The 24,528-nt window shown below is 73.3% G+C and carries 22 protein-coding genes and 3 pseudogenes; 9 read left to right on the forward strand and 16 right to left on the reverse strand.

Translation table 11 applies throughout. The annotated features are described in order from the left end of the window. Positions 1-124: 124 nt before the first annotated feature. The 3 genes and pseudogenes from ACFXHB_RS03720 to ACFXHB_RS03730 form a co-directional block, all read left to right on the forward strand. Positions 125-1,309, forward strand: a complete 1,185-nt coding sequence (locus ACFXHB_RS03720) for a M20 family metallopeptidase (RefSeq protein ID WP_380571801.1) — start codon at positions 125-127, stop codon at positions 1,307-1,309. A gap of 29 nt (positions 1,310-1,338) precedes the next feature. Then, positions 1,339-1,665, forward strand: coding sequence for a nuclear transport factor 2 family protein (locus tag ACFXHB_RS03725; RefSeq protein ID WP_380571803.1), 327 nt, complete (start codon positions 1,339-1,341; stop codon positions 1,663-1,665). A gap of 96 nt (positions 1,666-1,761) precedes the next feature. Beyond that, positions 1,762-1,851: pseudogene (locus ACFXHB_RS03730) on the forward strand (alpha/beta fold hydrolase); the annotation flags it as partial. A 177-nt stretch (positions 1,852-2,028) separates the two neighbouring features. Here ACFXHB_RS03730 and ACFXHB_RS03735 read toward each other — a convergent pair. Continuing rightward, complete coding sequence (locus tag ACFXHB_RS03735) at positions 2,029-2,736, reverse strand: MucR family transcriptional regulator (RefSeq protein ID WP_380571805.1); 708 nt, start codon at positions 2,734-2,736, stop codon at positions 2,029-2,031. 714 nt (positions 2,737-3,450) lie between these two features. Here ACFXHB_RS03735 and ACFXHB_RS03740 point away from each other — a divergent pair. Next, a complete protein-coding gene (locus tag ACFXHB_RS03740) occupies positions 3,451-4,086 on the forward strand; it encodes a hypothetical protein (protein ID WP_380571807.1) in 636 nt (211 codons plus the stop codon). A 21-nt stretch (positions 4,087-4,107) separates the two neighbouring features. Here ACFXHB_RS03740 and ACFXHB_RS03745 read toward each other — a convergent pair. The 9 genes and pseudogenes from ACFXHB_RS03745 to ACFXHB_RS03785 form a co-directional block, all read right to left on the reverse strand. After that, a pseudogene (locus ACFXHB_RS03745) lies at positions 4,108-4,454 on the reverse strand (hypothetical protein); the annotation flags it as partial. A 68-nt stretch (positions 4,455-4,522) separates the two neighbouring features. Beyond that, positions 4,523-4,609, reverse strand: a pseudogene (locus ACFXHB_RS03750) (hypothetical protein); the annotation flags it as partial. Between the two features lie 294 nt (positions 4,610-4,903). After that, the gene (locus ACFXHB_RS03755) at positions 4,904-5,434 is read right to left on the reverse strand and encodes a hypothetical protein (RefSeq protein WP_380571809.1); all 531 of its coding nucleotides are present in this window, start codon (positions 5,432-5,434) and stop codon (positions 4,904-4,906) included. A gap of 207 nt (positions 5,435-5,641) precedes the next feature. Then, positions 5,642-6,400, reverse strand: a complete 759-nt coding sequence (locus tag ACFXHB_RS03760) for a 2OG-Fe(II) oxygenase (RefSeq protein WP_380571811.1) — start codon at positions 6,398-6,400, stop codon at positions 5,642-5,644. Then, positions 6,397-7,014, reverse strand: coding sequence for a methylated-DNA--[protein]-cysteine S-methyltransferase (locus ACFXHB_RS03765; protein WP_380571813.1), 618 nt, complete (start codon positions 7,012-7,014; stop codon positions 6,397-6,399). The genes ACFXHB_RS03760 and ACFXHB_RS03765 overlap by 4 nt, the downstream gene beginning before the upstream one ends. Next, positions 7,011-7,502: an RNA polymerase sigma factor gene (locus ACFXHB_RS03770; protein WP_380571815.1), complete on the reverse strand. Its 492-nt coding sequence runs from the start codon at positions 7,500-7,502 to the stop codon at positions 7,011-7,013. Before ACFXHB_RS03770 ends, ACFXHB_RS03765 begins: the two co-directional genes overlap by 4 nt. Further along, the gene (locus ACFXHB_RS03775; protein WP_380571817.1) at positions 7,499-8,122 is read right to left on the reverse strand and encodes a serine hydrolase; all 624 of its coding nucleotides are present in this window, start codon (positions 8,120-8,122) and stop codon (positions 7,499-7,501) included. The genes ACFXHB_RS03770 and ACFXHB_RS03775 overlap by 4 nt, the downstream gene beginning before the upstream one ends. Continuing rightward, positions 8,119-8,817, reverse strand: coding sequence for a response regulator (locus tag ACFXHB_RS03780; protein WP_380571819.1), 699 nt, complete (start codon positions 8,815-8,817; stop codon positions 8,119-8,121). Before ACFXHB_RS03780 ends, ACFXHB_RS03775 begins: the two co-directional genes overlap by 4 nt. Then, positions 8,805-10,052 (reverse strand): sensor histidine kinase, encoded by a 1,248-nt coding sequence (locus ACFXHB_RS03785; protein ID WP_380571821.1) that lies wholly within the window; start codon positions 10,050-10,052, stop codon positions 8,805-8,807. The genes ACFXHB_RS03780 and ACFXHB_RS03785 overlap by 13 nt, the downstream gene beginning before the upstream one ends. 457 nt (positions 10,053-10,509) lie before the next feature. Here ACFXHB_RS03785 and ACFXHB_RS03790 point away from each other — a divergent pair, with 457 nt between their 5' ends. Both ACFXHB_RS03790 and ACFXHB_RS03795 read left to right on the forward strand, forming a co-directional pair. Further along, a complete protein-coding gene (locus ACFXHB_RS03790) occupies positions 10,510-11,028 on the forward strand; it encodes an Imm50 family immunity protein (RefSeq protein ID WP_380571823.1) in 519 nt (172 codons plus the stop codon). Further along, positions 11,015-11,410 carry an Imm50 family immunity protein gene (locus ACFXHB_RS03795; protein ID WP_380571825.1) on the forward strand — a complete coding sequence of 132 codons (396 nt, stop codon included), beginning with the start codon at positions 11,015-11,017 and terminating at the stop codon, positions 11,408-11,410. The genes ACFXHB_RS03790 and ACFXHB_RS03795 overlap by 14 nt, the downstream gene beginning before the upstream one ends. Before the next feature lie 158 nt (positions 11,411-11,568). On the opposite strand, the gene ACFXHB_RS03800 is transcribed toward ACFXHB_RS03795, so the two are convergent. Both ACFXHB_RS03800 and ACFXHB_RS03805 read right to left on the reverse strand, forming a co-directional pair. Next, on the reverse strand, positions 11,569-12,165 hold the full coding sequence (locus ACFXHB_RS03800; RefSeq protein ID WP_380571827.1) for an NADPH-dependent F420 reductase: 597 nt from the start codon (positions 12,163-12,165) through the stop codon (positions 11,569-11,571). Positions 12,166-12,206: 41 nt separating this feature from the next. Next, the gene (locus ACFXHB_RS03805; protein WP_380571829.1) at positions 12,207-13,085 is read right to left on the reverse strand and encodes a 3'(2'),5'-bisphosphate nucleotidase CysQ; all 879 of its coding nucleotides are present in this window, start codon (positions 13,083-13,085) and stop codon (positions 12,207-12,209) included. 136 nt (positions 13,086-13,221) lie between these two features. Here ACFXHB_RS03805 and ACFXHB_RS03810 point away from each other — a divergent pair, with 136 nt between their 5' ends. Next, entirely contained in the window at positions 13,222-14,127 is a 906-nt protein-coding gene (locus ACFXHB_RS03810) for a LysR family transcriptional regulator (protein WP_380571831.1), read from the forward strand. A gap of 924 nt (positions 14,128-15,051) precedes the next feature. Here the strand turns inward: ACFXHB_RS03810 and ACFXHB_RS03815 are convergent. Then, positions 15,052-16,020, reverse strand: coding sequence for an ArsR/SmtB family transcription factor (locus ACFXHB_RS03815; protein WP_380571833.1), 969 nt, complete (start codon positions 16,018-16,020; stop codon positions 15,052-15,054). Positions 16,021-16,097: 77 nt separating this feature from the next. Between ACFXHB_RS03815 and ACFXHB_RS03820 the strand changes: the two genes are divergently transcribed. After that, complete coding sequence (locus ACFXHB_RS03820; RefSeq protein ID WP_380571836.1) at positions 16,098-16,952, forward strand: alpha/beta fold hydrolase; 855 nt, start codon at positions 16,098-16,100, stop codon at positions 16,950-16,952. Between the two features lie 217 nt (positions 16,953-17,169). Here ACFXHB_RS03820 and ACFXHB_RS03825 read toward each other — a convergent pair whose 3' ends face one another. Then, positions 17,170-17,808 (reverse strand): TetR/AcrR family transcriptional regulator, encoded by a 639-nt coding sequence (locus tag ACFXHB_RS03825; protein ID WP_380571838.1) that lies wholly within the window; start codon positions 17,806-17,808, stop codon positions 17,170-17,172. 147 nt (positions 17,809-17,955) lie between these two features. Between ACFXHB_RS03825 and ACFXHB_RS03830 the strand changes: the two genes are divergently transcribed. Then, the gene (locus ACFXHB_RS03830; RefSeq protein WP_380571840.1) at positions 17,956-19,536 is read left to right on the forward strand and encodes an MFS transporter; all 1,581 of its coding nucleotides are present in this window, start codon (positions 17,956-17,958) and stop codon (positions 19,534-19,536) included. A 150-nt stretch (positions 19,537-19,686) separates the two neighbouring features. Here ACFXHB_RS03830 and ACFXHB_RS03835 read toward each other — a convergent pair whose 3' ends face one another. Then, positions 19,687-20,019 (reverse strand): hypothetical protein, encoded by a 333-nt coding sequence (locus tag ACFXHB_RS03835; protein WP_380571842.1) that lies wholly within the window; start codon positions 20,017-20,019, stop codon positions 19,687-19,689. Further along, entirely contained in the window at positions 20,016-24,209 is a 4,194-nt protein-coding gene (locus ACFXHB_RS03840) for a polymorphic toxin-type HINT domain-containing protein (RefSeq protein WP_380571844.1), read from the reverse strand. Before ACFXHB_RS03840 ends, ACFXHB_RS03835 begins: the two co-directional genes overlap by 4 nt. Positions 24,210-24,528 lie beyond the last annotated feature (319 nt).

Genomic DNA, 24,528 nt, shown 5'->3' on the forward strand with positions numbered 1-24,528 from the left:
CGGGAGGGCCTCTTCCTGGCGTGATCCTGCGAAATCGCGGGGGATTCCCGCCGCGAGACCCAGAATCTCGGAACGAGACCGCTCCGCACAAATCCCGCCGCACGCGGGTCCGATGGAGGTACCTGTGTCCCTGCATGACGATGCTCTCGCACTGGCCCCGGATCTGGTCCGGCTCCGCCGGGACCTGCACCGCTTCCCCGAGCTGGGCCTCGATCTCCCGCGCACCCAGGAGCGGGTGCTGCGGGCCCTGGACGGGCTGCCGCTGGAGGTGAGCCTGGGCACCGGCCTGAGTTCGGTCACCGCGGTGCTGCGCGGCGGCCGGCCGGGACCGGCCGTGCTGCTGCGCGGCGACATGGACGGCCTGCCGGTGGTGGAGAAGGCCCCGGTGCCGTTCGCGGCCGCCAACGGCACGATGCACGCCTGCGGCCACGACCTGCACACCACCATGCTCGCGGGCGCCGCGCACCTGCTGGCCGCACGGCGGGAGGAGCTCCACGGCGACGTGGTCTTCATGTTCCAGCCCGGCGAGGAGGGGTGGGACGGCGCCGGCGCCATGCTCGCCGAGGGGGTGCTGGACGCGGCGGGCCGGCGCCCGGTCGCCGCGTACGCCCTGCACGTGTCGTCGACCATGCCGCACCGGGAGTTCAGCTCCCGGCGCGGACCGATCCTCGCCGCGTCCGCCGCGCTGCACGTCACCCTCCACGGTGCCGGCGGCCACGGCGCGGTGCCGCACCGGGCCAAGGACCCCGTGCCGGCGGCCTGCGAGATGGTCACCGCCCTGCAGACCATGGTGACCCGCCGCTTCGACGTGTTCGATCCGGTGGTGATCACCGTCGGGATCCTCCAGGCCGGCACCCGGCGCAACATCATCCCCGACACCGCCCGCTTCGAGGCGACCGTGCGCACCTTCTCCGCCGAGGCGCGGTCCAGGGTCGCCGACGTCTCGGTCGAACTGGTCAGGGCCATCGCGGCCGCCCACGGCCTGCGGGCGGAGATCGAGTACCTCCCCGAGTACCCGGTGACCGTGACCGACGGGCCCGAGACCGACTTCCTGGCGGACACCGTCCGGGACGTCTTCGGCGAGGAGCGCTTCCGGACGCTGCCGAACCCGATCCCCGGGTCGGAGGACTTCTCCCGGATACTGGAGGCGGTGCCGGGCTCGTTCGCCTGGCTCGGCGCCGCCCCGAAGGGGAGCGACCCCGACGGCCTGCCGTCCAACCACTCGCCCCACGCCGAGTTCGACGAAGCGGTGCTCCCCGACGGGGCCGCGCTCTACGCCGAACTCGCCGCCCGCCGCCTCGCGGCCTGAACCGCCCACCGAAGAGGGAACGCCGAACCATGACCGAACCGCGCGACGTGGTCGAGCGGCAGCTCGCCGCCTACAACAGCCACGACATCGACGCCTTCGTCGCCACCTACGCGGAGGACGTCAGGGTCCAAAGGGCCGACGGCGGCCTCCTGCGTGGCAGGACGGCCCTGCGGGAGAGGTACGCCGGGCAGTTCGCCGAAGGCCGGTGCCGGGCGGAGATCGTGGGGCGGCTGACCGAGGGCGACTGGGTGGTCGACCGGGAGATCGCCCACGGCCTGGCCGACGAGCCGGTCCGCGTCCTGGTGGCCTACCGCGTGCGGGACGGTCTGATCGACCGGGTCGACTTCCTCGGCTGAACGGCGCGGACCCGTACCGGCGGTGGCCGTACGGCGGAACGGCCGGTCGATCCCACGCGGTGTCGGACCGACCGGCCGCCGTGACGACGGGCCGGTCTGGAAGGCTGTGGCCACTGGATCCAGCAGGAACGCCCCGCCGAGGTCAACCGCCTGCTGACGGAATGGCTCACCGGCCTCCCCGCCTGAACCGCTCGGCGCACCGGCCGAACCGGCCGGACGGTGGGAGCGGCACTGCCGGCGGCCGCCGACGCCTCGGGCACCCCGCCGGCAGGCGGCCCCAGGAACCCCGGCCCGCCCGGGCGGGGGCGTCCCGGACGGGGGCGTCCCGGGTGAGGCGTCCCAGGCGGGACGCCCCGGGCGGGTTCACCGGCGCAGTCGTGCCGTCACCCACGGGCCGCTGCGGCCGGTGCTCGCCGCCAGCTCCGCCACTGTCGCCCCGGCGGCGCGACAGGCCTTCAGCCAGAGGGTGATGTCCTGGGCACCGACCCGTTCCGCCGCGGCCAGGTCATTGAGCGCGACCCGGGACCGGCGGCCGGCAGCCGAGTTCGCGCCGGCCCCGCGGACCGCGATCCCGGCGGTGTCCATGAGTCGGCGCATCCGGGCTCTCCCGACGCCCAGCCGGCGGGCGGTGGCTTCCAGGCTCTGGTCGCCGTCCAGGTACAGCGCCCGCACCGCCGCTGCCACGTCGTCGTAGCCCAGCGCCCGGACACGCTCCCCCAACCGCGCGGCCGCGGCCGCCTCCTGGGTACGGCGTCCCTCGTCCAGGCGTGCGCGCCGCTCGCGCAGCAGCTCCTCCGACGCGCCGTACCGGCCGAGGGAGCGCCGCGCCTCCTCCGTGAGCCGCCCCTCCCGGGCCATCGCCCGGCCCGGGGCGAACTGCGCCCGCAGGCGCTCCGACGCCGCGTACGTCGCGCTCTGCGCGGCCGACCTGCTCCTACTCAGGGCACGAGCACCGAGCGCGCGGGTGCGCAGCAGCCCGAACTCGTCCCGGTACCCGGCCGCCGTCATGCCGTGCGCCCTGACGTGCGAGCCCAGGGAGCGGAACGCCCGTCCGCAGACGTGACACACCACCAGATCGGCTCCTTCGTCACGAAGGAGGCGTCCGCGCTCGGCCTGCTCCGGGCGCGCGGCCACGGCCCCGGCACGTGGTGGTGGGCTCTCCACGGGAACTCCTCCGCTCCGGATGCCGAGGGGGCGGCATCCACCGGCACCTTATTGCCAAGTACTTGCTATTGCGTAGATCTCGCATCAGTCGGGGCGTCGGCTCCGGGCAGGGGCCGAGTACCGGGACCGCGCGTGGGTCGCCCGTCGGGTCCGGATGTCGTTGACCGGTTCCGGGGTGGCCGTCTTGTCCTCGTGGATCGCGGCGTGCAGGGCTCCGGCGGGGGCATCGCCGCCTCGTGCGGTGCGGCGGGCCAGGGGTTCCCGTGGCTCCTGCCCGGTTCCCCATGGGTGCAGATGCGGTTGACGGTGCTCTGGAGGTGCTGTTGTGTGCCTTTGCCGAGTGCGGCGCGTGCTATCCAGCCCTGCCGGTGCTTCTCGAAGGCCCGCCGCAGTTCGTCCGGTTCCGGCCGGACTTCGGCCGGGTCGTCGTCGCGGTCCTCCTTCCCAGCGGGTCCGGGGTGTCGACGCCGCGCGAGGTCACCAGGCGGTCGGTGCCGTCGGCGAGGCGGTGCCGGCGGACAACCGCGCTGCCGGGCCTGCCGCCGTGGCGGGGCGCCGCCAGGGCGTGTCTGACAAATGATCACTCTGCCTGCGGGTCGTGAGGCATGGCACGATTGGGTCGTGGGAACGACTATTCGAGGATTCGTGGAGTGCCGTACCTGGGGCGCTGGCCTCGGCGTTGGAGAGACGGCGTGGTACCCGGCGATCAAGCTGTCCATGCTCGGGATGACTCGGGACTACAGTGCGTTCGCCTGCCTCTTCGGCGTTCGGGATATCAGTGATCACTGGCGGCCGGTCGCTGCTGACCGGGGCTTGCCCGCTGACGTATCGGAGGGCGCCCGTGCCGAGCATGCGTCATGGGGTGAGACCGCGTTCGGCGCTACCTGGCTGGGCTGGAACGAGATCCTCGCCATCGACTGGGACGAGCCGGCGATCCCCCGGGCAACCGGCATCGCCCGGTACCGGCGACTTTCGGACGGCACACTGGAACTGGTACGTCGAGAGGACTGGAGTCGAGGCTTCGCGAGGGCAAGCGGCGTCGACACCCTAACCGTCGACCCCAACCGCATCGGTGAACTGTGGGCCGAGGGCACTGCATGGGACACCGGCACCACAGTCTTCCGCGCAGAACGCGCCCGGCGCCGCGACGCCGTCCCCACCAACGGTCCGTGGCGGCCGGTGTGGACCGTCATGCACACCCTCGCCGACGTTCACGGCGACCAGAACGTCCGACTGGTCGTCTGGTTCGAGGAGTAGTCCCCCCACGTCACTCGTTGATCACGCGGGCTCCCGGAGCCAGAGGATGAGTGAGGCCAGGACGAGTCCGGCGCGGTAGCGGTCGGCGAGCCTGTCGAAGCGGGTGGCGATTGCGCGGAACTGCTTGAGTCGGGCGAAGCACCGTTCGAGGACCTCGCCGAAGACGGTGGGGTGGCGTCGTTGACGTTGCCCGGAGTGAGCACGATCGACAGGGGCAGGCACCGGCCGTCGACGGCGAGGTGAACCTTGGTAGTCAGTCCTCCCGGGAGCGGCCGAGGGCCTGGCGCGTCTGCGAGCGGCCCGGATCCTCCAGTTCGTCCCCGTCTGCGACCCCTCTTCGCGGCGCCGGCCGCATGATCCGCTCGCCGTACGGGATCTGGCGCAGCCGTGCCCAGACCCGTTCCTGGAAGCCGTCTCCGTCGGTCCTCACCGGGACGTCGAACACCGTGCGGTGCCCGGCGAAGTACTCGTCGAGCTCGGTCCGCGCCTGCGCCAGGACCGGGTCCGCGGCCGTCTCGACGCGCCGGCCGCACGCCGCGGGCGTGGGCGTGTACCGGTAGCCCCTGGAAGTACGGCCCTGCGAGGGCGTCGTCGCCGGCGACGAGCAGGAGCCGGCCCACCGGGCTGTTCACGACGTCGTGTCGGATGTTCATCGTGCTGATCGCCTCTCCGCGTCTGCGGTCCTGTCCTTGGTGCAGACGTGCGGGAGGGGTGGAACGTGAGATGCGAGATGCGAGGAGGTGGAATCGGCCGGGCCGGTGGACGGAGCCGGCCGACGACCGCCTACCCCGCTCTGGTCCACGGTCGACCAGCGCCGTCATCGTGGTGTCCCGGGGCCGGTGGCCGCGCCGGTGCCGTCGTCGGTGGCGGTCCAGGTGGCACCGTTGGCGTCGGCTCCGGCCAGGCCGTGCAGGTGGTGGATGCCGACCAGGGCGAGGGTGGCGGGGTGGCCGACGGCGGCGGTGGCCAGGGTGCGGTCGGGTCGCCAGGGCGTGGACCGCAGCAGCCGCCGGGTCATCTGGGCCCAGCCCGTCGCGGGGCCGGTCATCACCCACAGGTCGGCCGGGGCGGCGGCGAACCGGCGGGCCTGGCGCAGCCAGGAGGCCGCGCTCTCCGGCCAGGTGAGTGTGTCGGTCACCTGGCCTCCGCACGCCTGCCAGGCACGGGCGAGCGCTTCGGCTCCGGCCAGCGCGGCCGGTGTGCGGCCGGAGCCGACGGCGATGCTCCGGGCTCCTCGGGCGAGGGCCAGGGAGACGACTGCGGCCAGTTCGTGGCAGGTGATCGTCGGGTCGGGGCCCGGGCCCGGACGCGCGGCGCGGGCCGGCAGCGGACCGGTCAGGGATGGCATGGGGAGTTCCTTCCTCGCGAACCGTCGTGTGTGGTCGGCGGCAGAGCACCGAAGGGTCCCCCGCGGTCGACCGGGATCCGGTCGACCGCCGCAGGGCCCGGACGCGGCCGGACGGTCCGCGCCCGGCTCGGGGGCGGCCGTCCCCCGTTCGCCCGTGCGGGCCCCGGGCCGCGGGCCGGGGCCGGCGGGGCCGGTCGGGCCGGTCTGTCACGCGGCGTCGTGGAAGACCAGGGCGAGGGTGTGCCGCCGGCCGGTCCGAACGGGAGAGACGCCGTGCCGGACCGGGGCGGCGGACCAGCCGCGGGCCGAGCGCACGGGGCGGTCACGGGTGGTGAACACGTAGCCGTGCCCCCGCGGGAGCAGCGTGGCACTGGCGCGGGACTGGGCCCGGGGGCGCTGTTCGACCAGCAGGAACTCGCCGCCGGTGTGGTCGGTACCGGGCCGGTCCAGGTTGATGACGACCTGCAGCGGGAAGACGAGGTCGCCGTACAGGTCGCGGTGCAACGCGTTCCAGTCCCCGGCCGCGTAACGCAACAGGATCGCGGTGGACTTGGTCTGCCCGGCCGCGTGACACATCCCCAGCCACTCCTCCAGGGTGTCGGGCCACGGCGCGGTACGGCCGAGGCGCTGCCACCAGGTGCGGGCGATGGGCAGCAGGTGCGGGTAGAGGGCCCGTTTGAGCTGTTCGACGGGTTCGGGGTAGGGGGCGTGGAAGTACTTGTACTCGCCGCAGCCGAACCGGTGGCGGGCCATGTCGACGGTGGAGCGGAACAGCTCCGGCCGCTCGTACAGCTCGCGGATCCGGGCGGCCTCGTCGGGGGCGAGCAGCTGCGGCAGCAGCGCGCCGCCGTATGCGTCGAGTTCGGTGGCGACCGCGGACCAGTCGGCGGCCGCGACGCGCCCGGCCCACGGCCCGGTTCCGGTGGTGCGGGCACCGGGAGCCGTCGGCTTCGTGGTGGGGCTCATGCGGCGGCCTCCAGATCCAGCAGTGCGGTCTTGGCTTCCAGGCCGCCGATGTAGCCACCGAGGGTGCCGTCGGTGCGCAGCACCCGGTGACAGGGGACGACCACCGGCAGGGGGTTGGTCGCGCAGGCGGTACCGACCGCCCGCACGGCCTTGGGGCTGCCGACCAGTTCGGCGACCTGGCGGTAGCTGCGGGTCCGGCCGTAGCCGATCTCGGGCAGGTGTCGCTGGACCAGCTGGCGGAACCCCTTGGACAGGGACAGGTCCAGTGGCAGGTCGAAGGTGCGCCGCCGGTGGTCGAAGTACTCGTCGATCTCCCGGGCGGCGGTGTCGAGCCGGCCGGGGGCGCGCAGGATGCGCGGGCTGACCTTGTCGGCCAGGGTCTGCAGGACCCGGTCGTGGTCCTCGACGGCGTAGGCGACGCGGACCAGGCCGCGTTCGGTGGCGGCCAGCAGCAGTCGGCCGACCGGGGAGTCGACGACGGTGTAGGCGATGTCGACCAGGGCGGCGGCCTGGGCCTTGTCCTCCAGGCGGCGGTGCAGCCGGGCCAGGGTCTCGGAGTCGACGGAAGCCGACAGCATGCCCAGGACGTCATCGTGGGATCGGGTGCCGCTCATGCGGATGCTCCTCTCGCGGTCGCGCCCGGATAGTGTTTTCGAAGACTCTTCAGACCGTCCGCCGCCGCACGGCGCGCCGCGGCGGTGGTGCCGCCCAGCAGCGCCGCGATCTCGTCGTACGGCATCCCGGCCAGGTAGCGGAAGGTGAGGGCCTGGCGCTGCTTGTCCGGAAGGCGCCCCACCGTTTCCCACAGCTCCTGGTCGTCGGCGTCCGGCACGCCGAACGAGCTCGGCGTCTCCGGTAGCTCCTCGGCGGGCAGCGGCTGCCGCCCGGCGGCGCGCAGCACGTCGATCGCCTTGCGCCGGGCGATCGTGACCAGCCAGGCCTCGACGTTCGCCGTCTCCGGCAGCCCCGGCCAGGCCCGCATCGCCGCCAGGAACGTCTCCGACCAGGCGTCGTCGGCGTCGTGCGCTCCCAGCAGCGCCCGACAGACCCGCAGCACGGTCGCGCCGTGCTGTTCGACCACTTTCTCGAACGGTTCTCTCATTCTCGCCCTGTCGTAGACCTTGATGGTGCGTGCGCTCCCGGGGCCGGCTGCTCGCCTCGGTTCCGGCGGTCGCGGCCCGGCCGTCGGCCTCCGTCGTGGCCGACCGTCTTCACCGGTTCTCTCAGCAGGAAGACGGCGGGGGCGCCGTGAATGTGAGATCCAGGTTTCACCCGCCGGGGCGACCCTCGGCGATTCGGCCAACTACAGTGCCCGGCAGACCCGTTGTGCCGGGCTGGTCCATGCATCCTCCATCGCCGCCACCCGCTCCGTCCCGGGAGGTCCGGGAGGTCCGGGAGGTCCGGGAGGTCCGGGAGGTCCGGGAGGTCCGGGAGGACGGTGGTGGCGGTGAACGTCTTGGTGACGCTCCCCGCCCGGAAGCGGCCGTCCTCGCGCCCGGGCCGGGTACCGTCCAGTTCGGACGGGCCGTCGGCGCCGTGCCAGGTCGAACCGCCGTCGCGGACCGCCGCGATCGCGGACACGGCGCCGGCAAACACGTCACGGCCGTCTTCGGCAAGCTCGAACTCCCCGGCACCCCCGCCGACCACCGCCGCGTGCTCGCGGTGACGGCCTACCTGCGCGAGCAGTGGCCACGCCCGGCCGCCACCGGCGGTTCCGATCACCAGCGCGACATCCGGCGCCGGGGCTCGGCGGCCAGGGTGCCGGATGCCTCGGTGTCCCGGAGGAACCGCAGCACGGCCAGGACGCGGCGGTGGTCCGCGTCGACCACGGGCAGGTCAAGTTTGGCGAAGATGTTGTTGATGTGCTTCGCCACGGCGCTCTCGCTGACCACCAGTGCCTGCGCGATGCCGGCGTTGGAGCGCCCCTCGGCCATCAGGCCGAGCACCTCCCGTTCGCGGCGGGTCAGCCGCGCGAGCGGGTCGCTGTCGCGCCGCAGCAGCAACAACTGGGCGACGACCTGCGGGTCCAGGGCCGTGCCCCCGTCCGCCACTCGCCGCACCGCCGCCACGAAGTCGGCGACATCGGCGACCCGCTGCTTGAGCAGGTAGCCCACACCGCTGGTGTTCGCGGACAGCAGGTCAGCCGCGTACCGCTCCTCCACGTACTGCGAGAGCAGCACCACCGGCGTCCCCGGCCAGCGCCGACGGATCTCCATCGCCGCCCGCACCCCCTCGTCGGTGAAGCCGGGCGGCATCCGGACGTCGATCAAGGCAAGTTCGGGCCGGTGCTCCGCCACTGCCGCCAACAACCCCTCCGCGTCGCCGACTTCCGCGACGACCTGGAACCCGCCCATCTCCAGCACCTTGATCAGGCCGACCCGCAACAGCACCGAGTCCTCGGCGATCACCGCGCGCACGGCAACTCCGCGGTGATGGTGGTGGGCCCGCCAACGGGGCTGCTGACGTGGAAGGCCCCGTCGAGGGAGCCGACCCGCTTGGCCAGCCCGGTCAGCCCCGTGCCGGCGGCGGCGTCGGCACCGCCCAACCCGTCGTCGGTCACGCGCACTCGCAGCACCTCACCGATCTGACGGACCATCACGTCCGCGCGCATCGCGTTGGCGTGCTTCGTCGCATTGGTCAGCGCCTCAGAGATCACGAAGTACGCTACTGACTCCACGTTGGGCGCCACCCGCTCCTCCAGGTCGACCCGCAGCCGCACCGGCAGGGGCGTGCGGGCAGCCAGCCCGGACAACGCCGCGTCCAGACCCCGGTCTTCGAGCACGGCCGGGTGCAGCCCCCGCACCAGGTCATTGAGTTCGGTGATCGCCTCCTTCGCCTCCAGGTGCGCTCCCGCGATCACCTCACGGGCATCACTCGGCAGGTCCGGGCGGGTGGCGATGGCCAGACCCAGGTTGACCGCGAGAGACACCAACCGCTGCTGGGTGCCGTCGTGCAGGTCGCGCTCGATCCGGCGGCGCTCCGCGTCGACGGCCTCGATCAAGTCGGTCCGGCTCACGGCCAGCTGGTCGACCCGCTCCTGGAGCCGCTGCGCCCGGCTGGGCCCGAGCAGTCCCGACGCCAGCCGCGCCTCGGCCCGGGCTACTGCCCGCGCGGTCCAGGGCAGGGCACACAGGAGGAGCAGTCCAGCCGCCGTGCAGGCCGGCAGCTGGGTCAGGCAGCCGAACCAGTCCTGGCGGATTCCGGTCGGCAACGCCCATGACCAGGCGTAGGCGAGGACGCCCACCAGGCCCGCCGCCACCACCGCGAGCACCAGTAGCTCCAGCAGCGCGAGCAGCGGGCCCAGCAGGAGGTGGTAGCCGATCGTGCGCCAAGGCCGCGCCGCCGCGAGCCACCGGGCGGCCGAGGCCCACGTCCATCGTTGCGGCGCGGTGGGAGTGAGCCGGGGGACGTCCACACCGATGAGCACCCGGTAACGAGCCCGCTGAACAGCCGTCAGCACCGGGGCGCCGAGCAGGACCAGGGCGGCCGACACGGAAACCGTGAGGAGCCAGTTCCCCGTCCTGGCGGTAGTCGCCGCCGCCCAGGCCCACACGGGCACCAGCGCCAGGTGCGGCAGCACACCAGCGGTGAGAAAGCCGGTGTCCCGCCGCGCCCGGAGGACCGTGCGTCTCAGTCCAGCTGGAATCGTCATGGCACGACGCTAGGGCACCGCGGGAGGACGGTGCCATGAAACCTGCACCCGATCTCATGGTGAACCTAGTACCAGCTGTAGATCTTGACCCGGGCCCGTGGGCGGACAGCCATCGACCGGTACCGCTACATCCCGCCGCTCCTGGACTCAGGACCCCGACCGGGCCCGGGTCGCAGACCTCCCGGACCACACGGGGTCCGCCACCAAGGGTCGCCCTGGTCGCCGAGATGATCACCCAGGCCCTGATCGCCGGCGTCACGGACCGGACCGGACCGGACCGGACCGGACCGGACGGGCGGACGGGCGGGCGGGCGGGCGGACGGGCGGACGGGCGGACGGGCGGACGGGCGGTATCCTCCCAGTTCGAGTGCACTGCGGTGATCTCCGACCGGCCGCCCGGGGCGAGGAGTCGCCGGTCTCGCCGGGCACGAAGCGCCCGGAGCGAAGGGACCCACCCATGTCAACCGGCACATGGCCGCAGTTCTTGGTCCACTCCGAGCGGTTCACCGCGCTCTACACCGAGGTGCCGGCTCTGGAGCGCCTGGTTCTCAGGTCGGTGCACCTCAGTCCGTACGGCCCTGCTGTGACGTTGCGGGTCGAGTTCCCCCGCTTCCCCGACCTCGCCCCACCGGACTGGACCGAAGCGGGGTGTGACCGGTTCGAGGCCCAGATCGAGTTCTTCGCGGTGGGCGAGGACCTTCGGATGCGGGGTGTGCCCGACAGCACCGTGGTCGACATCGAGGTCGGTCCCCGCCTCCAGACCCCGGAACGCCGGACCAGGATCGCGGTGAGCGGTCCGGAGTTCTCGCTGGGCTTCACCGCGCACGCTTTCAAAGTGGGCCATCTCAACGCCCATCGCTCCGGCGACGCGGACCCCTACACGGCTCGGCGATGGTTCGGGAGTCCCCTGGACCAGCGCCTGTACCAGGGGGCGCTGCCTCCCACGACTGCGAAGGTGTTCTATGAGCGAACGTGACTGGTCGGCCGAGGTGGCCAACCCCGGGGCGATCCGCGAAGTCCTCGGCACACCTCCACCACCCCTGGTGGACTACCACCTCGACTCCGTCCACATCGACGAGCGCGAAGCGTCGGTCACCTTGCGGTTCTCCGCCTCCGCCGTCCCGGTCGGTGCCGCCGACCTGTGGCAGACTCGCGGGCACAACGCGGTCGAGTTCGTCCTGCTCTGCGTCGGCGTGAAGAACTTCCGAGTGGACGCCTGGTCCGGCCGGCCGACGACTGTCGCCGGCCTCGGCGGAGGAACCGTTGTGCTCACCGGCCAGGACAAGCGCGTGTCGTTCGAGACCGACGAGATCCGCGCTCAGCCCCCGGTCGGAAGCCTGCGGAGTCAAGCGCGGTGACCCCGCCCGCCGGTCGAGGAGGAACCGGCGCGTCGAGGACTCCACCTCGAAGGTGAACGCCGTGGATGCTCGACCGAGCCCACGCAGGAGGACGAGTGGACGGCCTCCGCGCGGCGAGGTTCACCCCGTGCACCGTCGCCGGGGGCGAGCCGTGCGGATCAGCGGGTGATCGAGATCGCGAAGGGCGCGAATCCGCTGGACCGGATCACGTGCGGCACGAACAGTATCGCGGCCTCCGTGGCGCGGGCGGTCCGGATCCCGCCGAGATCGGTGATCCACTCCTCGCGCCAGCCGAGGTCGACGAGCAGATCACGGACGCTCCGCTTGGCCTGCGGGTCCTCGCCGGAGAGGAAGGCGTCGGGCGCCCGGGTCAGGGTGGCCGGCGCGGTCATCACCGGGAAGAGCATGGTGTTGAGCGTCTTGACGACGTGCGTCTGCGGGAGCGCGTCCTGGAGTTGCTCGGCGAGGCTCGAACCGGGGTAGATCAGGTCGGCGGGCAGTCCGTCCGGTCCGTCGACGGTGGCGTTGGAGACATCGACGAGGATCTTGCCGCGCAGTTCCTCCCGCAGGGCGGCGAGCCGTTCGAGCGAACCGGCACCGGGGGTGGCGTTGATGACGATCCGGGCGGTCCGGGCGGCGGCGGCGCCGGCACCCGGCGTGCGGTCCACCGCGGTCACCTCGTGCCCTGCCCGGGCGAGGGCCGCGGCCAGGTTGCCGCCGACACGGCCGTTACCGAGAACTGCGATCGTGGTCATGGTGATCAGGTCCTTTCGTCTGTTCGGGTTGTGGTGCGCGGTCAGCGTGAGAGCGTGGTGACGGCCTGGGCGTGGACACCGGGCGCCGCGGCCAGGAAGCTCTCGCTCCCCGGGGTCCAGGGGCGGCCCTGGGCGTCGGAGATCCGCCCGCCGGCCTCGGTGACGAGCAGCGCCCCGGGCAGCAGGTCCGCGCGGGCGCCGGCGAACTGCCAGAACGCGTCCATCCGGCCGGCGGCCACGTTCGCCAGATGCAGGGTCGCGGGCACGGCGGTGCGGACCACGAGCGCGTCGAAGAGCATCGCGGTGATCGAGGAGCCGACGCGCCGCACGACCTCCTCGTCCTCGTCCGGCCGGGCCTGGCTGGTGGCCACGATGCCCAGGCCGAGGTCGGCGGTGGAGGAGACGTGCAGCGGCCGGCCGTCGAGGTGGGCGCCCGCGCCGGTGAGCGCGGTGTAGGTCTCGCCGGTCAGCGGCAGGTGGACCACGGTGAGCACCGGCTGGTTGTCCCGCACGAGGGTGGCGGTGACCGCCCACTCCGGCAGGGCGTGCAGGTGGTTGACGTTGCCCTCGGCCGGATCCACGACCCACCACTCGCCGGCCGGCAGCGCCCCGCCGTCCAGCTCGTCCTCCACCCAGCCTGCGCCCGGGCGCAGGCGGGTGAGGCGGGGGCGCAGGATGTCGAGGGCCGTGTCGTCGTTGGCGGCCAGCGCGCTCATCAGCTCCTCGCGGCTGCGGTAGCGGACCACCTCGCCGAAGCGCTCGCGCAGCGCGGCGCCGGCCGCGCGCACGGCGTCCGCGGTCCGGTCGAGCAGGGTGGCGTCGGGGAGGTCGGTGGCGGGGAGGTCGGTGGCGGGGAGGTCGGTGGCGGGGAGGTCGGTGGCGGGGAAGGCGGCGTCGGTGGTCTGAAGCGTTTCGGACATGGCGGTACTCCCGGATGTGGAGGGTGTGATGAGGCGTCGGGCCGCGCTGTGCGGTGCGTCCTGCGCTCTGGTAACGACGGTATCCAGCCCTGGCATTACCTTCAAGTGCATGTCAAGCACGGCTAAGATGACTCCCATGCAACTGGACTTGAACCTGCTCGCCGCCCTCGACGCGCTGCTGGAGGAGGGAAGTGTGGCCGGGGCGGCCGCCCGCCTGCATGTCACCGCCCCGGCGATGAGCCGGAGCCTGGGCCGGATCCGACGCACGACCGGGGACCAGATCCTGGTGCGCACCGGCCGCACGATGACCCCGACGCCGTACGCGATCGCCGTGCGGGAACAGGTGCACGAGCTGCTGCACCAGGTCCAGGGAGTACTGGCACCGAGCCGTGCGCTCGACCTGGCCACGCTGGAGCGCACGTTCACGCTCCGCTGGCACGACAGCCTGGTCGCCCTGAGCGGCCCCGCGCTCCTCAAGGCCCTGCGGGGGCAGGCCCCGGGCGTACGACTGCGCTTCGTCGCGGAGTCGAACGCCGACACGCCCGGACTACGGCGCGGCGAGGTCGACCTGGAGGCGAACGCCAACCACCCGGGCGCACCGGACATCCGGGCCGAGAAGGTGGGCGAGACCCGCCTCGTCGTCGTCGTGCGCCAGGGGCACCCCCTCACCCGTGCCGGCGTCGTCACCGCACAGCACTACGCCGCCGCCGAGCACGTCACCGTCTCGCGACGCGGAAACCTCGGCAACGTCCTCGACGACGCCCTCACGCGGATCGGCCTCACCCGCCGCGTGGTGGCGACCGCGCCCACGGAAGCGGCCGCGCTGGAGTTCGCGCGCGACTCCGATCTGCTGATCAGCGTCCCCGAAGCCACCACGCGGCCCGCCGTCGCCGACCTCGGCCTGGTCGTGCTCCCCCTCCCACTCGAACTACCTTCGGCACCCGTCTACCTGTCGTGGCATCAGCGCTACGACACCGACCCCGCCCACGCCTGGCTGCGCGGGCTGGCACGAACCGCGCTGGCCACACGCGCGACGTCGTAGGCGGCGCCGCAGGAAGGCCAGGTCGCGGGCGGCGGGGCTACCGTCCGGCACCGCCTGGACGGGCGTGCCGTCGAGGGTGATGCGGATCTTCGTCCCGCTGTTCGCCCCGTGGTGGGCGTTGTGCCGGACCTCGGGGTGCCGGACGTCCTTGCGCCGGCGGGGAGGGCGTGTCCGGCCGGGCGGTGGTCGTGGCGGCACCGGTGCAGGGCCGGTACACCCCTCCCGGGCACGCCGGGCCATACCGTCGAAGGCATAGGGATCATTGGGTCCTGAGTGGGTGGACGACGCGTCTGCGGGCCGCGATTGGGATGTCAGTGTGCCGGTGAGGACACGCTCGTCCGCGTGGCCGCCGGATCCGACTGCACCGAGGGCCTCGGGAGGTGGCCGTTGGGCGACGCATGTCGGGCCAGGGCCGAGGAGGGCTTCTGAACGCTCGTACAGATCGGGTTGACCGGCAGCAGGGCCGACGCCGAGGCGGTGGCCGACATCCGCGACTTCTTCGATCTTGGTGGCGAGAAGTCGGCCCATTACCAAGCCCTGCTCCGCGCACGCGTGCAAGCGAGAACCAAACGCAGGGCGAGATGCTGACCGAGGACTCGTCAGGCTCTTGAAAGGGTCCGGACACAGCGGAGCCGGAACGAGGCCGGGGCGAGGTACGGGCGCCTGCCCGGGGCAGGCGTCGCGGCTCGGCCGGGCGGCGACGGCCTACGGTCGGACGAGGACGACCTCGCGGCGGTGGCGTTCCTGTCGGACGGAGTCCCAGGCGCCGGGGCCGAGACGGCACCGGCCCCGGTGGACAGGCTGATTCGCGACAACAGCGGACCGAGGTCCGCACGGTCCCGATGGCGACACCGGAGATCTCCCCCGCCGTCCGACCGCGGGGGTGCGCAGCACGGTACCGGCGGGACCGCTGCCCGGCCCGGGTCAGTCCGAGGGTTCGCCCGTGAGTGCCGTGCCTGTCCGGGTGCGCAGGTGTACGGCGGTACGGCCCGTACGGCGGGTCGTCACCAGCCCGGCGCCGCGCAGAGCGCCGAGGTGCTGCGAGACGGCACTGGCGGTGACACCCAAGCGGGCGGCGAGGTCGGGGGTGCTCAGCGGTTCGCCGAGCTCCGTGAGGAGGGCGGCACGAGTGCGGCCGAGGACGGCGGTGAGGCCGGCGGGCGTCGGTCGGGGCTGTTCCCAGAGCAGCCCGACACCGGACGCCGGGTAGCGGATCGAGGCGGCGGCGCGCGGGGAGTAGTCGACGATCACGTCCGGCCGGCCGAAGACGGACGGCATCAGCACCAGCCCGTGGCCGCCCGCCTCGACGGTCCACACCACACCCGAGCCGCGGCGCCCGTGCACCACCAACTCGCCCTCCCGCCACACCACATCACCGTGCAACTGGGCGAAGAGCCCCTCCACCCCGCCGTCCACCAGCGCCACCGCCCGACGGCTCAGGTCCGCCTCCAGCACGGCCAGCATCCGCCCCCAGAGCGGGGCCACCAGCCGGGCGTGGCAGCGCGTCAGCGCGCCGGCGACCCGTTCCAGCAGGACCGCCGGCTCCGGCAGCCTCCCGGCCGCCCGGGCACCCAGCGCGGCGGCGCACTCCGCCACGACGAACGCCGGGTCCACCGCCCGTAGACCCGCCAACTCGCCATCGAACGACGGCAGTCGCTCCTCCGGCACCGGAAACAGGAACGACGGCAGGCAGCCTTCGAGCAGTGCCCGCAGCAACGGCGACTCCGGCTCCCCCGCCAGCACCGGCCGCGCCTCACGCACCCACGACCGGTACACCTCGTGGCCGCCGACACCGAGCGCCGCCCGCACGCCGAGCACCGTCTCCGCGAGCGGCGACACCGCGAGCCGCACCCGCGCCACCTCGGCCACCGAGAGCCGGATCTCCACCGCCACGTCCGCCCCGCCCTCTGATCGTTTAGCCGTGACTGAACGATAGCCGGGCCCGACCACCACCCCCCAGGCTGTCCACCATGGAATTCCTCACCGCGTCCGACGGAACCACGCTCGCCTTCCGCACGCTCGGCGCCGGCCCGCCGCTGCTCTGCCTCCCCGGCGGTCCCGGCCGCGCGGCCGAGTACCTCGGCGACCTCGGCGCACTGTCCGCCCACCGCACCCTCGTCCTGCCCGACACGCGCGGCACCGGCGGCTCGGCGATGCCCGCCGACCTGGCCACCTGCCGGGTCGACCGCCTGGTCGCCGATGTCGAGGCGCTGCGCCACCACCTCGGCCTGGACCGCGTGGACCTGCTCGGCCACTCCGCCGGCGGCAGCCTGGCCATGCTCTACGCCGCCGCCCACCCCGACCGGCTCACCAGCCTGACCCTGGTCACCCCGTCGTTCGCCGCCACCGGACTGCCCTCCGACACCGGTGTGGAGGAGGTGATCGCCGCCCGCGCGGCCGAGCCCTGGCACGCGGAGGCCGCGGCGGCGCACCGGCACATGACGACCGCGAAGACCTTCGCCGAGGCCGCGCCGTACCGATACGCCTTCGAACCGCTGATGTACGGCCGCTGGGACGACGCCGCCCGCGCCCACGCCGCCGCCGACCCCGCCCAGCGCACGCTCGCCGTCAGCGAGCACTACTACAAGGACTACACGCCCGACACCGAGGAGCTCCGGCGCCGCCTGGGCGCGCTGCCCTGCCCGGTGCTGCTCCTCGCGGGCGAGGTGGACCTGTGGCCCACCGCCAGGTCCGCCGCCGATGCCGCGTCGCTCTTCCCCGAGGTGACGCTCGCCGTCCAACCGGGCGGCGGCCACTACCCGTGGCTCGACGACCCGGAGGCCTTCACGGCGACGGTGGAGGGCTTCCTCTCCGAGGTCGGCTGACAGCACGCTCCGGGCAGCGCGGTGCCGCTGGACCGTCCGAGGTTCGGCGGAGGGGTCCGAGGCGCAGCCGGTGATCCGCCCCCTCCGGTCGGCCAGTGGCGCGACGGCAGGGCCGCACCTGCCCGCCCTCGCCGAGGAGCCGGGCGCGGGGAGCCCGAGCACGAGGAGCCCGAGCACGCGGAGCCGGGCGCGAGGGCCCCGCCCGCGAGGACCCCCGTCACAAGCCCCGGGCGACGGTCGACAGCACCGCGTCGATCGCGACGCGCAGCTCCGCGTCCGGCAGGCCACGAAGCGGGCCCTCCACCAGCAGGTCCGACAGGCCGTGCACGGCGGACCACGCCGCGTACTCGGCGCCGGGGCGGTGGTCGGCGGGGAAGGCGCCGACCCGGACCAGCTCGTCGAGGTGGGCGGACAGGATGGCGTACGGATCCGCGCGGGGGCGGTCGCCGACGGCCTGCGCGCCGTCCTGCCCCTTCCCGGCGGCGTGCGCGCCCGGCGCGGGGGCGCTGCCGCAGAACGCCGTGCGGAACCAGCCCGGCTCGGTGAGGGCGAAGTCGACGTACGCCCGCCCGATCGCCTCCAGCCTCGCCAGGGCCGCCGCCACCTCGTCGGGGAGGTCGACGGCCGCGGACCGGCTGATCATCAGCTGCCCCAGCCGGTCCATGCAACGCTCGGCCACCGCGGCCACAAGGTCCTCGTGGCCGGCGAAGTGCCGGTAGGCGGCGTTGTGCGAGACGCCCGCCCGTCTGCTGACCGCGCGCAGGACGACGGCGCCCGGCCCGCCGGTCCGGGCGAGGTCGAGCCCGCCGGTGACCAGTGCCTCCCGCAGGTTTCCGTGATGGTAGGGCCGGCTCATGGCCATGTTCCCGTCCCTCCGGTGTTGACAGCGTCCACTTTGCGGCGTAATGCTGGCATATGTCCAGATGTTCCCGCTGTCAACATCGAAGCGGCCACATCAACCGCGTCTGCCGGTTCCATCCGTTCCACCCGGTCGGAGGCCGTCATGCCCCGCCGTCCCGCGCCCCGCCGCTCCGTACCCCGCCGTCCCGCACCCAGGCCCGCCCTGGCCCTCGCGTCCGTCTGCCTCGCGGCCTTCGCGATCAACCTGGACACCACGATCGTCAACGTCGCCCTCCCGGACCTCGGCCGTCAGTTGCAGGCCACGACCCGCGACCTCCAGTGGATCGTCGACGGCTACAACCTCGCCTTCGCGAGCCTCGTGCTGACCGCCGGATCGCTCGGCGACCGGTTCGGGCGGCGCCCCGCGCTCCTCACCGGACTCGCCGGCTTCGCGATCACCAGCACGGTGGGAGCCGCCGCCGGATCCTCCGGGGCCCTGATCGCCGTCCGCTTCGCCATGGGAGCCTGCGCGGCGGTCATCTTCCCCACCACCCTGTCCGTGATCACCAACTGCTACCCGGACCGCCGCCAACGCGCCAAGGCGGTCGGGCTGTGGGGCGCGGTCACCGGCCTCGGCGTCGCCGTCGGCCCGGTGGTCGGCGGGCTCCTGCTGGCGCGCTTCGCCTGGCCGTCCGTCTTCCTCGCGCTCGTACCGGTGGCGCTGCTCGCCCTGGTCGCCGCCTGGCGGTGGGTACCGGAGTCCAGCGACCCGTCGAACGCCCGCCTGGACCCGCCCGGGCTGCTCACCGCCTCGGCGGCCATCGGCATCCTGGTCTACACCATCATCGAGGCCCCGGCACGGGGCTGGGACCAGCCCGCCACGCTCGCCGGCTTCGCCGCCGCCGCCGCTCTCACCGTCGCCTTCGTGATGATCGAACGCGGGCGCCGCCATCCGATGGTGGACGTCACCCTCTTCCGGACCCCGGCCTTCTCGGCCGCCAGCGCAGCCGTCACCGTCGCCTTCTTCGCCCTCTTCGGCTTCATCTTCCTGGTGACGCAGTACTTCCAGTTCATCCGCGGCTACGGCCCCCTCGCCACCGGCGTGCGGATCCTTCCCGTCGCCGTCACCATCGCCGTCGGCTCACTCGGCGGTGTGGCCCTCGCCGCCCGAGCGGGGACCCGCGCGGTCGTGACCGCCGGCCTGCTGATGCTCGCGGCCTCGTTCGGCTGGATCGCCCTCTCCCCCGCGTTCCAGTCCTACGGCCTGATCGTCGGCCAGATGGTCCTCATGGGCCTGGGCCTCGGCATGACGACCGCACCGGCCACCGAGTCGATCCTCAGTGTCCTGCCCCCGGCCAAGGCCGGCGTCGGCTCGGCCGTCAACGACGCGACCCGCGAGACCGGCGGCACCCTCGGCGTCGCCGTCGTCGGCAGCGTCTTCACGTCCCTCTACGCCTCCCACCTCGCCACCACCGCGTTCTCCACCCTCCCGGCCGGGACGCTCAGCGCCGCCAAGGGGTCGGTCGCCTCGGCGCTGCGCACGGCGGACACCGCCGCGGCGGGCGCCGGACCGGACCTGCGGGCCGCGGTGCGGGACGCCTTCATGAACGGGTTCCACATCGCCTGCGCCGTCGGCGTCGGCGTCTGCCTGCTCGGCGCCGCGCTCGCCCTGGCGCTCCCCGGCGCCCACTCCACTCCCGCGCCGAGCGACGCGCTGCGCACCCCGGCCCCGCTCAACCGGTGAGCCGGGGGTCCCGGGGGTCCGGGCGCGTGGTGTGCCGATCAGCCAGGTGTCGACGGGGTGCGGATTCATGGCCCGATCGGCCCGCGGGATGACGGCGGTCGGCCCCACACGCGCGCGGGCCCCGCCGTGTCCGGCGGGGCCCGCGTGTCGTCAGGGGCGGTGCGGTGGTCTCATGTGCTCGAATTCCTCGACGCGAGCCGTCAGGGGGCCGAGCCGGTCCGTGATGGCCTGGTCCGACAGACGGCCGGACGGGTCAAGGCCTGTCCAGACGCCGATGCCTCTGGCCTGGCCGAGTTCCAGCTCGAACGACTCCCACAGGATGCCGATCATGGCGAAGGCCATGGCGTCCTCGTCGAGGCCCTCCCGCCGCAGTTCGTCGCGCAGCCAGACCAGGGTCCGCACGGTCGAGCCGGATCTCGCGGCGTGGGCCCTCAGCCGCTGCATGCGGTCCCAGCGGTGCGCGCGCAGGGCGTCGTCGGTCACGTGAACCACACCTCGATCTCCGTATAGTCGGGCGGTGAGCCGACACGGAACTTGATCTCCGCGTGCGTGAAGCCGTAGCGCACCGCCTGCTTGCCGGTCCACGTCAGCAAGGCCGCTTCCTCCTCCGACCTGCCACCCTCCCCGAGCAGCCTGTTGAACTCATCGAGGTTGTCTCGCAGGTCCGACCTCGTCGACCAGATGCCCTTCACGCCCTTGAGGTCGGGGCCGAGCTTCTTCATCATGTCATCGAACATCTGCCACCCCCGGGGCAGGTCGTTCCTGTCCGCCGGCCGCCGGATCACCAGGTCGACCATGTCGTCCCAGCGGTCGACATTCGCCTTGATTCCCTGGACATCGGGACTGCCGCCGTAGCTCTCGACGTACCCCCGCGGCCCACAGTACGGCCTGGGACTGATGTTGTGGACGAGCAGCGGCGTCGGGCCGGCCAGTACGTAGTAGGTGTGCAGGCCCTGGACGGTGAGGTTGTAGGCGGGTGCGAGTCCCGTGCGGTGAGCGGCCGCGGTGACCACCACCGGCTCCGCCCCCGAGGCCTGCAGCGTGTCGCCGACGGCGAGTGCCGCGGCGTCGACCCAGGCGTGGCGACCCGGCGACCAGAACGGGTGGTGGGCAGTGGCCGTGACGGTGCCGGTGCGGCCCGCCCGGTCCCTGGTGGCGAGGTCGACGAAGTCACGGTCGTCCGGGGTTCGGACAGTGGCCTCGACGGGTCGGGCGCCGGTGACGGCGCTGTCCGGGTCGGTGGCCAGGACCTGGTCCCCGACGCGCACCTGCTCGATGGGGCGTGTGCCGCCATCGGCCATCAACACCTCGGTGCCGGCCGGGAAGCTGTTGGTGCCCAGGCAGATCCTCGCCTGGGAGAAGGCGTCCTCCAGGAAGGAGGTGACCTTGTCCCCGACGAAGGGGAGCTTGTGAGTCAGGTCGAGCAGCTTGGACGCGGCAGGGCCGAGTACGGACCTGGGGTCCGTGTTGCAGGGCGGGATCTTCTCCTTGGCATCGCCGGACAGGATCCCGATCGTGCAGGACGCGCCGTCCATGACGAGGACGGGGACGGTGTCGAAGAAGACGGTCCCGGCCAGCGACCTGGCGGCGCTCAGGATCGACAGGAAACGTTCGGAGGCACGTCCGGAAAGGTCGATCAGCTCGGTGACGCCGTTGGAGACGGTGCCGACGAGCCAGTCGAGGGGAGCCAGGACGGGAAGCGGCGGCAGCGGCAACCACGGGAAGGGATTGAGGTCGAACGGGCCGCCGACCGGCTCGGGCCGGCGACCGCCGGAACCACCGCCCTTGCTCTCCTCCTCGGCGGCCTTCTTGAGCTGCTCCTGGACAGCCAGTTGCTTGGCCGCCTCCCGCTTCGCCCACTCGGCCTGGTCCTGGAGCTTGAGCTCCATGGCCACTGCTTCGGCCTTGCGCTCGTTGATCTCCTGGATCGCGGCCGTGTCGAAGGCGGAGGCAGCGGCCGCGGCCGCCGTCCGGGCATCCTTGCCGGCGGCCTCTGCCGAGGCACGAGCGGCGGCGGCCATCGTGTAGGCGACGCGGGCCGAGCCGCGTGCCTGGGCTTCGGAGTTCCGGGCGCGCTCGACCGAGTAGCGGGACTCGGCGTAGGCCCGGTTGGCGCTCTCCTTGGCGGTGTTGGCGCCCCTGGAGGCGGCGGCGGCCTTCACCGCGCTGGCCTCGGCCTGCTTCGCCTTCTCCTGGGCCTGGGTGGCGTAGCCCGCGGCCCGGGCCGCGGCGTCACCGGCCTGGGCGGCGGCAGCCTGGGCCTCGTCGGACGAACCGGCGGCGGTGGCGGCCGCGGCGGCCGCCTCGGCGGCGCTCTGCTGCGCGTAGGCGGTAACGGCCTCCGCCTCGGAGATCAGCCGCTCGATGTCCGCGCTGTGGGTGGCGCTGAGCTCGTCCTTGCGCTGGGCCATGTACCGCCCGGTCTCGACGAAGGCACGCAGCATCTGCGGGGTGCTCTCAAGAGCGACGCGGGCGGCGGCGTCGAGTTCGGGACCGGCACCGTTGCGCAGTTGGGCGGCTCGGACCTTGTCGTCACCGAGCTGGGCGTAGTAGCGGCCGGAGCCGAGGTACTCGCGCAGGGCGTCGACGGTTCCGGCCGCTATGGCGCTCTGGGCCGCGGCCTTCACGCCGGGGCCGCCGTCGTTCATGGTCTGCGCGGTGGCGACCTGGTAGTCCTTGGCCGCGGCCTGGTACTGCCCGGTGGTCAGGAAGGTGCGGACGGTCTGGGCGTCGGCCTTCAGCGCCTGAGCGGCCGCTGCGCGCACGGCGGCCATCTCGGAATCGGTTGCCAGGTCGGCGACACGGTTGCGCTCGTCGAGCTCGACGGCCTTGGACCGGGAGGTACGCACGTAGTCGAGGACGGCGGCGTCCGTGCCGGTGAGGGCGGCGCGGGCGGCGGCGGAGTCGTAGGGTCCGGAGATCTGCACCGACAGCAGGGCGAGTCTGCGCCCGTCGGTGACGACCTGCGCGGTGTCCGCGTCGGGCTTGAGAACGGCCTGGGCCAACCGGGTGGCCTCGTCCTGGTAGCGACGGTTCTGTTGGACGGCCTCGCCGGCCTTCTTGGCAGAGTCGTCGTAGGCGGCACGGGCATCGACGGCCTGGTCCACGGCGGCGGCGGTACGGGCGGCGAGGTCCTCGGCCTCGGTGCGCCGGGCAAGGTCGCGCACCTGGGTCGCCTTGTCGACAGCGTCCCTTGCCTCGCCCGCCAGGATCCTCGCCTGGTCGGCGTGGACCTTTGAGTTCTGGGCGGCCGTGGCAGCGTCGCCGGCGTGCTGGGCGGCCTCGTCGGCGGCCTTGGCGGCTTCCTGGGCGTGGCCGGCCGCACTGGCGGCGAGGGTCCTGGCCTGGCCGGCGAAGCCGGCTGCGGCGGTGAGCAGCGTGGTCGCGGCGTTGGCCGCGCGCGTGGCCTCCTGTGCGTGGCGCTGGGTCGCGGCCGCGGCCTGGCGGACCTGGGAGGACTGGGCGCCGGCCTGGTCGGCGAACCCGCCGGCCTTGACCGCGGAGTCCGCGGCCGCGCCGGCGTTGGCGCCGGCGCGGACGGCCGACTTCATGGCGATGCCGCTCGCGTCGGAGGCGAACAGGGCGTCATCCAGTGCGCGGGCCGCGTAGAGGGCGTTCTCCCCGGCGGCCTTGGCGTCCAGGGCGGCCTGGGTGGCCTCGCCGGCCTTGCTGCGGTCCAGGGCAGCCGCGGCGGCCGCGGCACGGGCCCGGGTGGCGGCCTGGGCGGCGCCGGCGGCGGCGTAGGCGGCCTGGGTGGCAGCGGCGGCAGCGGTACGGGCCGCGTTGGTGGCCGAACGGGCCGCCAGGGCCGCGGTCTGGGCGGCGGTGGCGGCCTGGGTGGACGCCTCGGCCGCGGCATCGGCCGCGATGCCGGCCTTGACGGAGTCGCCGCGGGCCTGCTCGGTCTCGGCGGCGGCCCGCGCAGCGGCATCCTTGGCCCGCTGGGACGCCTTCTCGGCCTGCACGGCGGCGGCCTTGGCGGTCTCGCTCTCGCTCACGGCCTGTGCGGAGGCGTCCCTGGCCTGCTGCACCAGCTGGGCGACGGTCGTCCGCTCGGCATCGCGGGCGCGCGCCACGTGCTGGCCCACCCGCAGGAACTCACGGACGTCGTCAATGCTGCCGTTGAGCGCCAGTCGGGCGGCGGCCTGGGTGTTGGGGCCGCCATTGCTGAAGACCTGGACCAGCTGGACGCGGTCGTCAGCCTCGCGTGCGGGGTACTGACCACTGACCAGGAACGCCCGCACGTCGTCGGCGCTGCCCTGAAGCGCGGCGTCCGCGCCTCTGCGCACTCCCTCGCCGGCGCCGTTCTTCAGCTGGGCGACCTGAACCTGCTGATCCTTCACCAGTGCCGGGCGGTAGCCACCGGCCAGGAAGACCTGCAAGTCCTGGGCGCTGCCCTGGAGCGCCCGCTCCGCCTCGGCCTGGACGCCGGGGCCGGCCAGCGCGTGGATCTGCCCGACCGCGACCTGGTCGTCCTTGACCTGGACGGCGGCGCGTTCGGTGTCCAGGAAGCGGCGTACGTCCGAATCGCTGCCCAGCAGCGCGGCCTGAGCCGCCGCCCGCACACCCGCCCCGCCGCGCTGCCAGAAGTCCAGCACGCGACCTCGGTCGGTCGTCAGTTCGAGCGGGGCCGGGGTGGCGGCCTCTCCGGCCGCGAACGCGGGGCCACTCATCAGCAGACCGGCCAGGAGCGTCAGGGGCAGGATCCGGGCCGGCAGTCGACCCAGCGGTGCACCCCGTCGCCCCCTCCTCCCCCCTCTCGCCCTAAATACCGATATCTCCACGAAGGACCCCTTCTCTCAACTCTTCGTCAATGCCATCGGATGGAACGCACGGTGAGCCTATAGCGAAGGAGAGAACGCGCTTCCACCCGGACTTGAAAGGCCCGGTTCAGCGGCTGGAATCAACTCCCGAGACTTCTGAACACGAGCCTGCCCGAATCAGAGTAAATCGGATCAAGCCACTCCCCGGACGATGGGCGACAGGTCGTCA

This window comes from Kitasatospora sp. NPDC059327, assembly GCF_042752535.1.
In the GTDB taxonomy this organism is placed as follows: Bacteria; Actinomycetota; Actinomycetes; order Streptomycetales; family Streptomycetaceae; genus Kitasatospora.

Coding starts and splice junctions, on each gene's coding strand:
- ACFXHB_RS03795 (WP_380571825.1), top strand. CDS start 11,015: ATGAGCGAACGTGACTGGTCGGCCGAGGTGGCCAACCCCGGGGCGATC.
- ACFXHB_RS03800 (WP_380571827.1), bottom strand. CDS start 12,165: ATGACCACGATCGCAGTTCTCGGTAACGGCCGTGTCGGCGGCAACCTG.
- ACFXHB_RS03725 (WP_380571803.1), top strand. CDS start 1,339: ATGACCGAACCGCGCGACGTGGTCGAGCGGCAGCTCGCCGCCTACAAC.
- ACFXHB_RS03820 (WP_380571836.1), top strand. CDS start 16,098: ATGGAATTCCTCACCGCGTCCGACGGAACCACGCTCGCCTTCCGCACG.
- ACFXHB_RS03770 (WP_380571815.1), bottom strand. CDS start 7,502: ATGAGAGAACCGTTCGAGAAAGTGGTCGAACAGCACGGCGCGACCGTG.
- ACFXHB_RS03765 (WP_380571813.1), bottom strand. CDS start 7,014: ATGAGCGGCACCCGATCCCACGATGACGTCCTGGGCATGCTGTCGGCT.
- ACFXHB_RS03755 (WP_380571809.1), bottom strand. CDS start 5,434: ATGCCATCCCTGACCGGTCCGCTGCCGGCCCGCGCCGCGCGTCCGGGC.
- ACFXHB_RS03805 (WP_380571829.1), bottom strand. CDS start 13,085: ATGTCCGAAACGCTTCAGACCACCGACGCCGCCTTCCCCGCCACCGAC.
- ACFXHB_RS03830 (WP_380571840.1), top strand. CDS start 17,956: ATGCCCCGCCGTCCCGCGCCCCGCCGCTCCGTACCCCGCCGTCCCGCA.
- ACFXHB_RS03840 (WP_380571844.1), bottom strand. CDS start 24,209: ATGAGTGGCCCCGCGTTCGCGGCCGGAGAGGCCGCCACCCCGGCCCCG.
- ACFXHB_RS03790 (WP_380571823.1), top strand. CDS start 10,510: ATGTCAACCGGCACATGGCCGCAGTTCTTGGTCCACTCCGAGCGGTTC.
- ACFXHB_RS03825 (WP_380571838.1), bottom strand. CDS start 17,808: ATGAGCCGGCCCTACCATCACGGAAACCTGCGGGAGGCACTGGTCACC.
- ACFXHB_RS03810 (WP_380571831.1), top strand. CDS start 13,222: ATGCAACTGGACTTGAACCTGCTCGCCGCCCTCGACGCGCTGCTGGAG.
- ACFXHB_RS03760 (WP_380571811.1), bottom strand. CDS start 6,400: ATGAGCCCCACCACGAAGCCGACGGCTCCCGGTGCCCGCACCACCGGA.
- ACFXHB_RS03785 (WP_380571821.1), bottom strand. CDS start 10,052: ATGACGATTCCAGCTGGACTGAGACGCACGGTCCTCCGGGCGCGGCGG.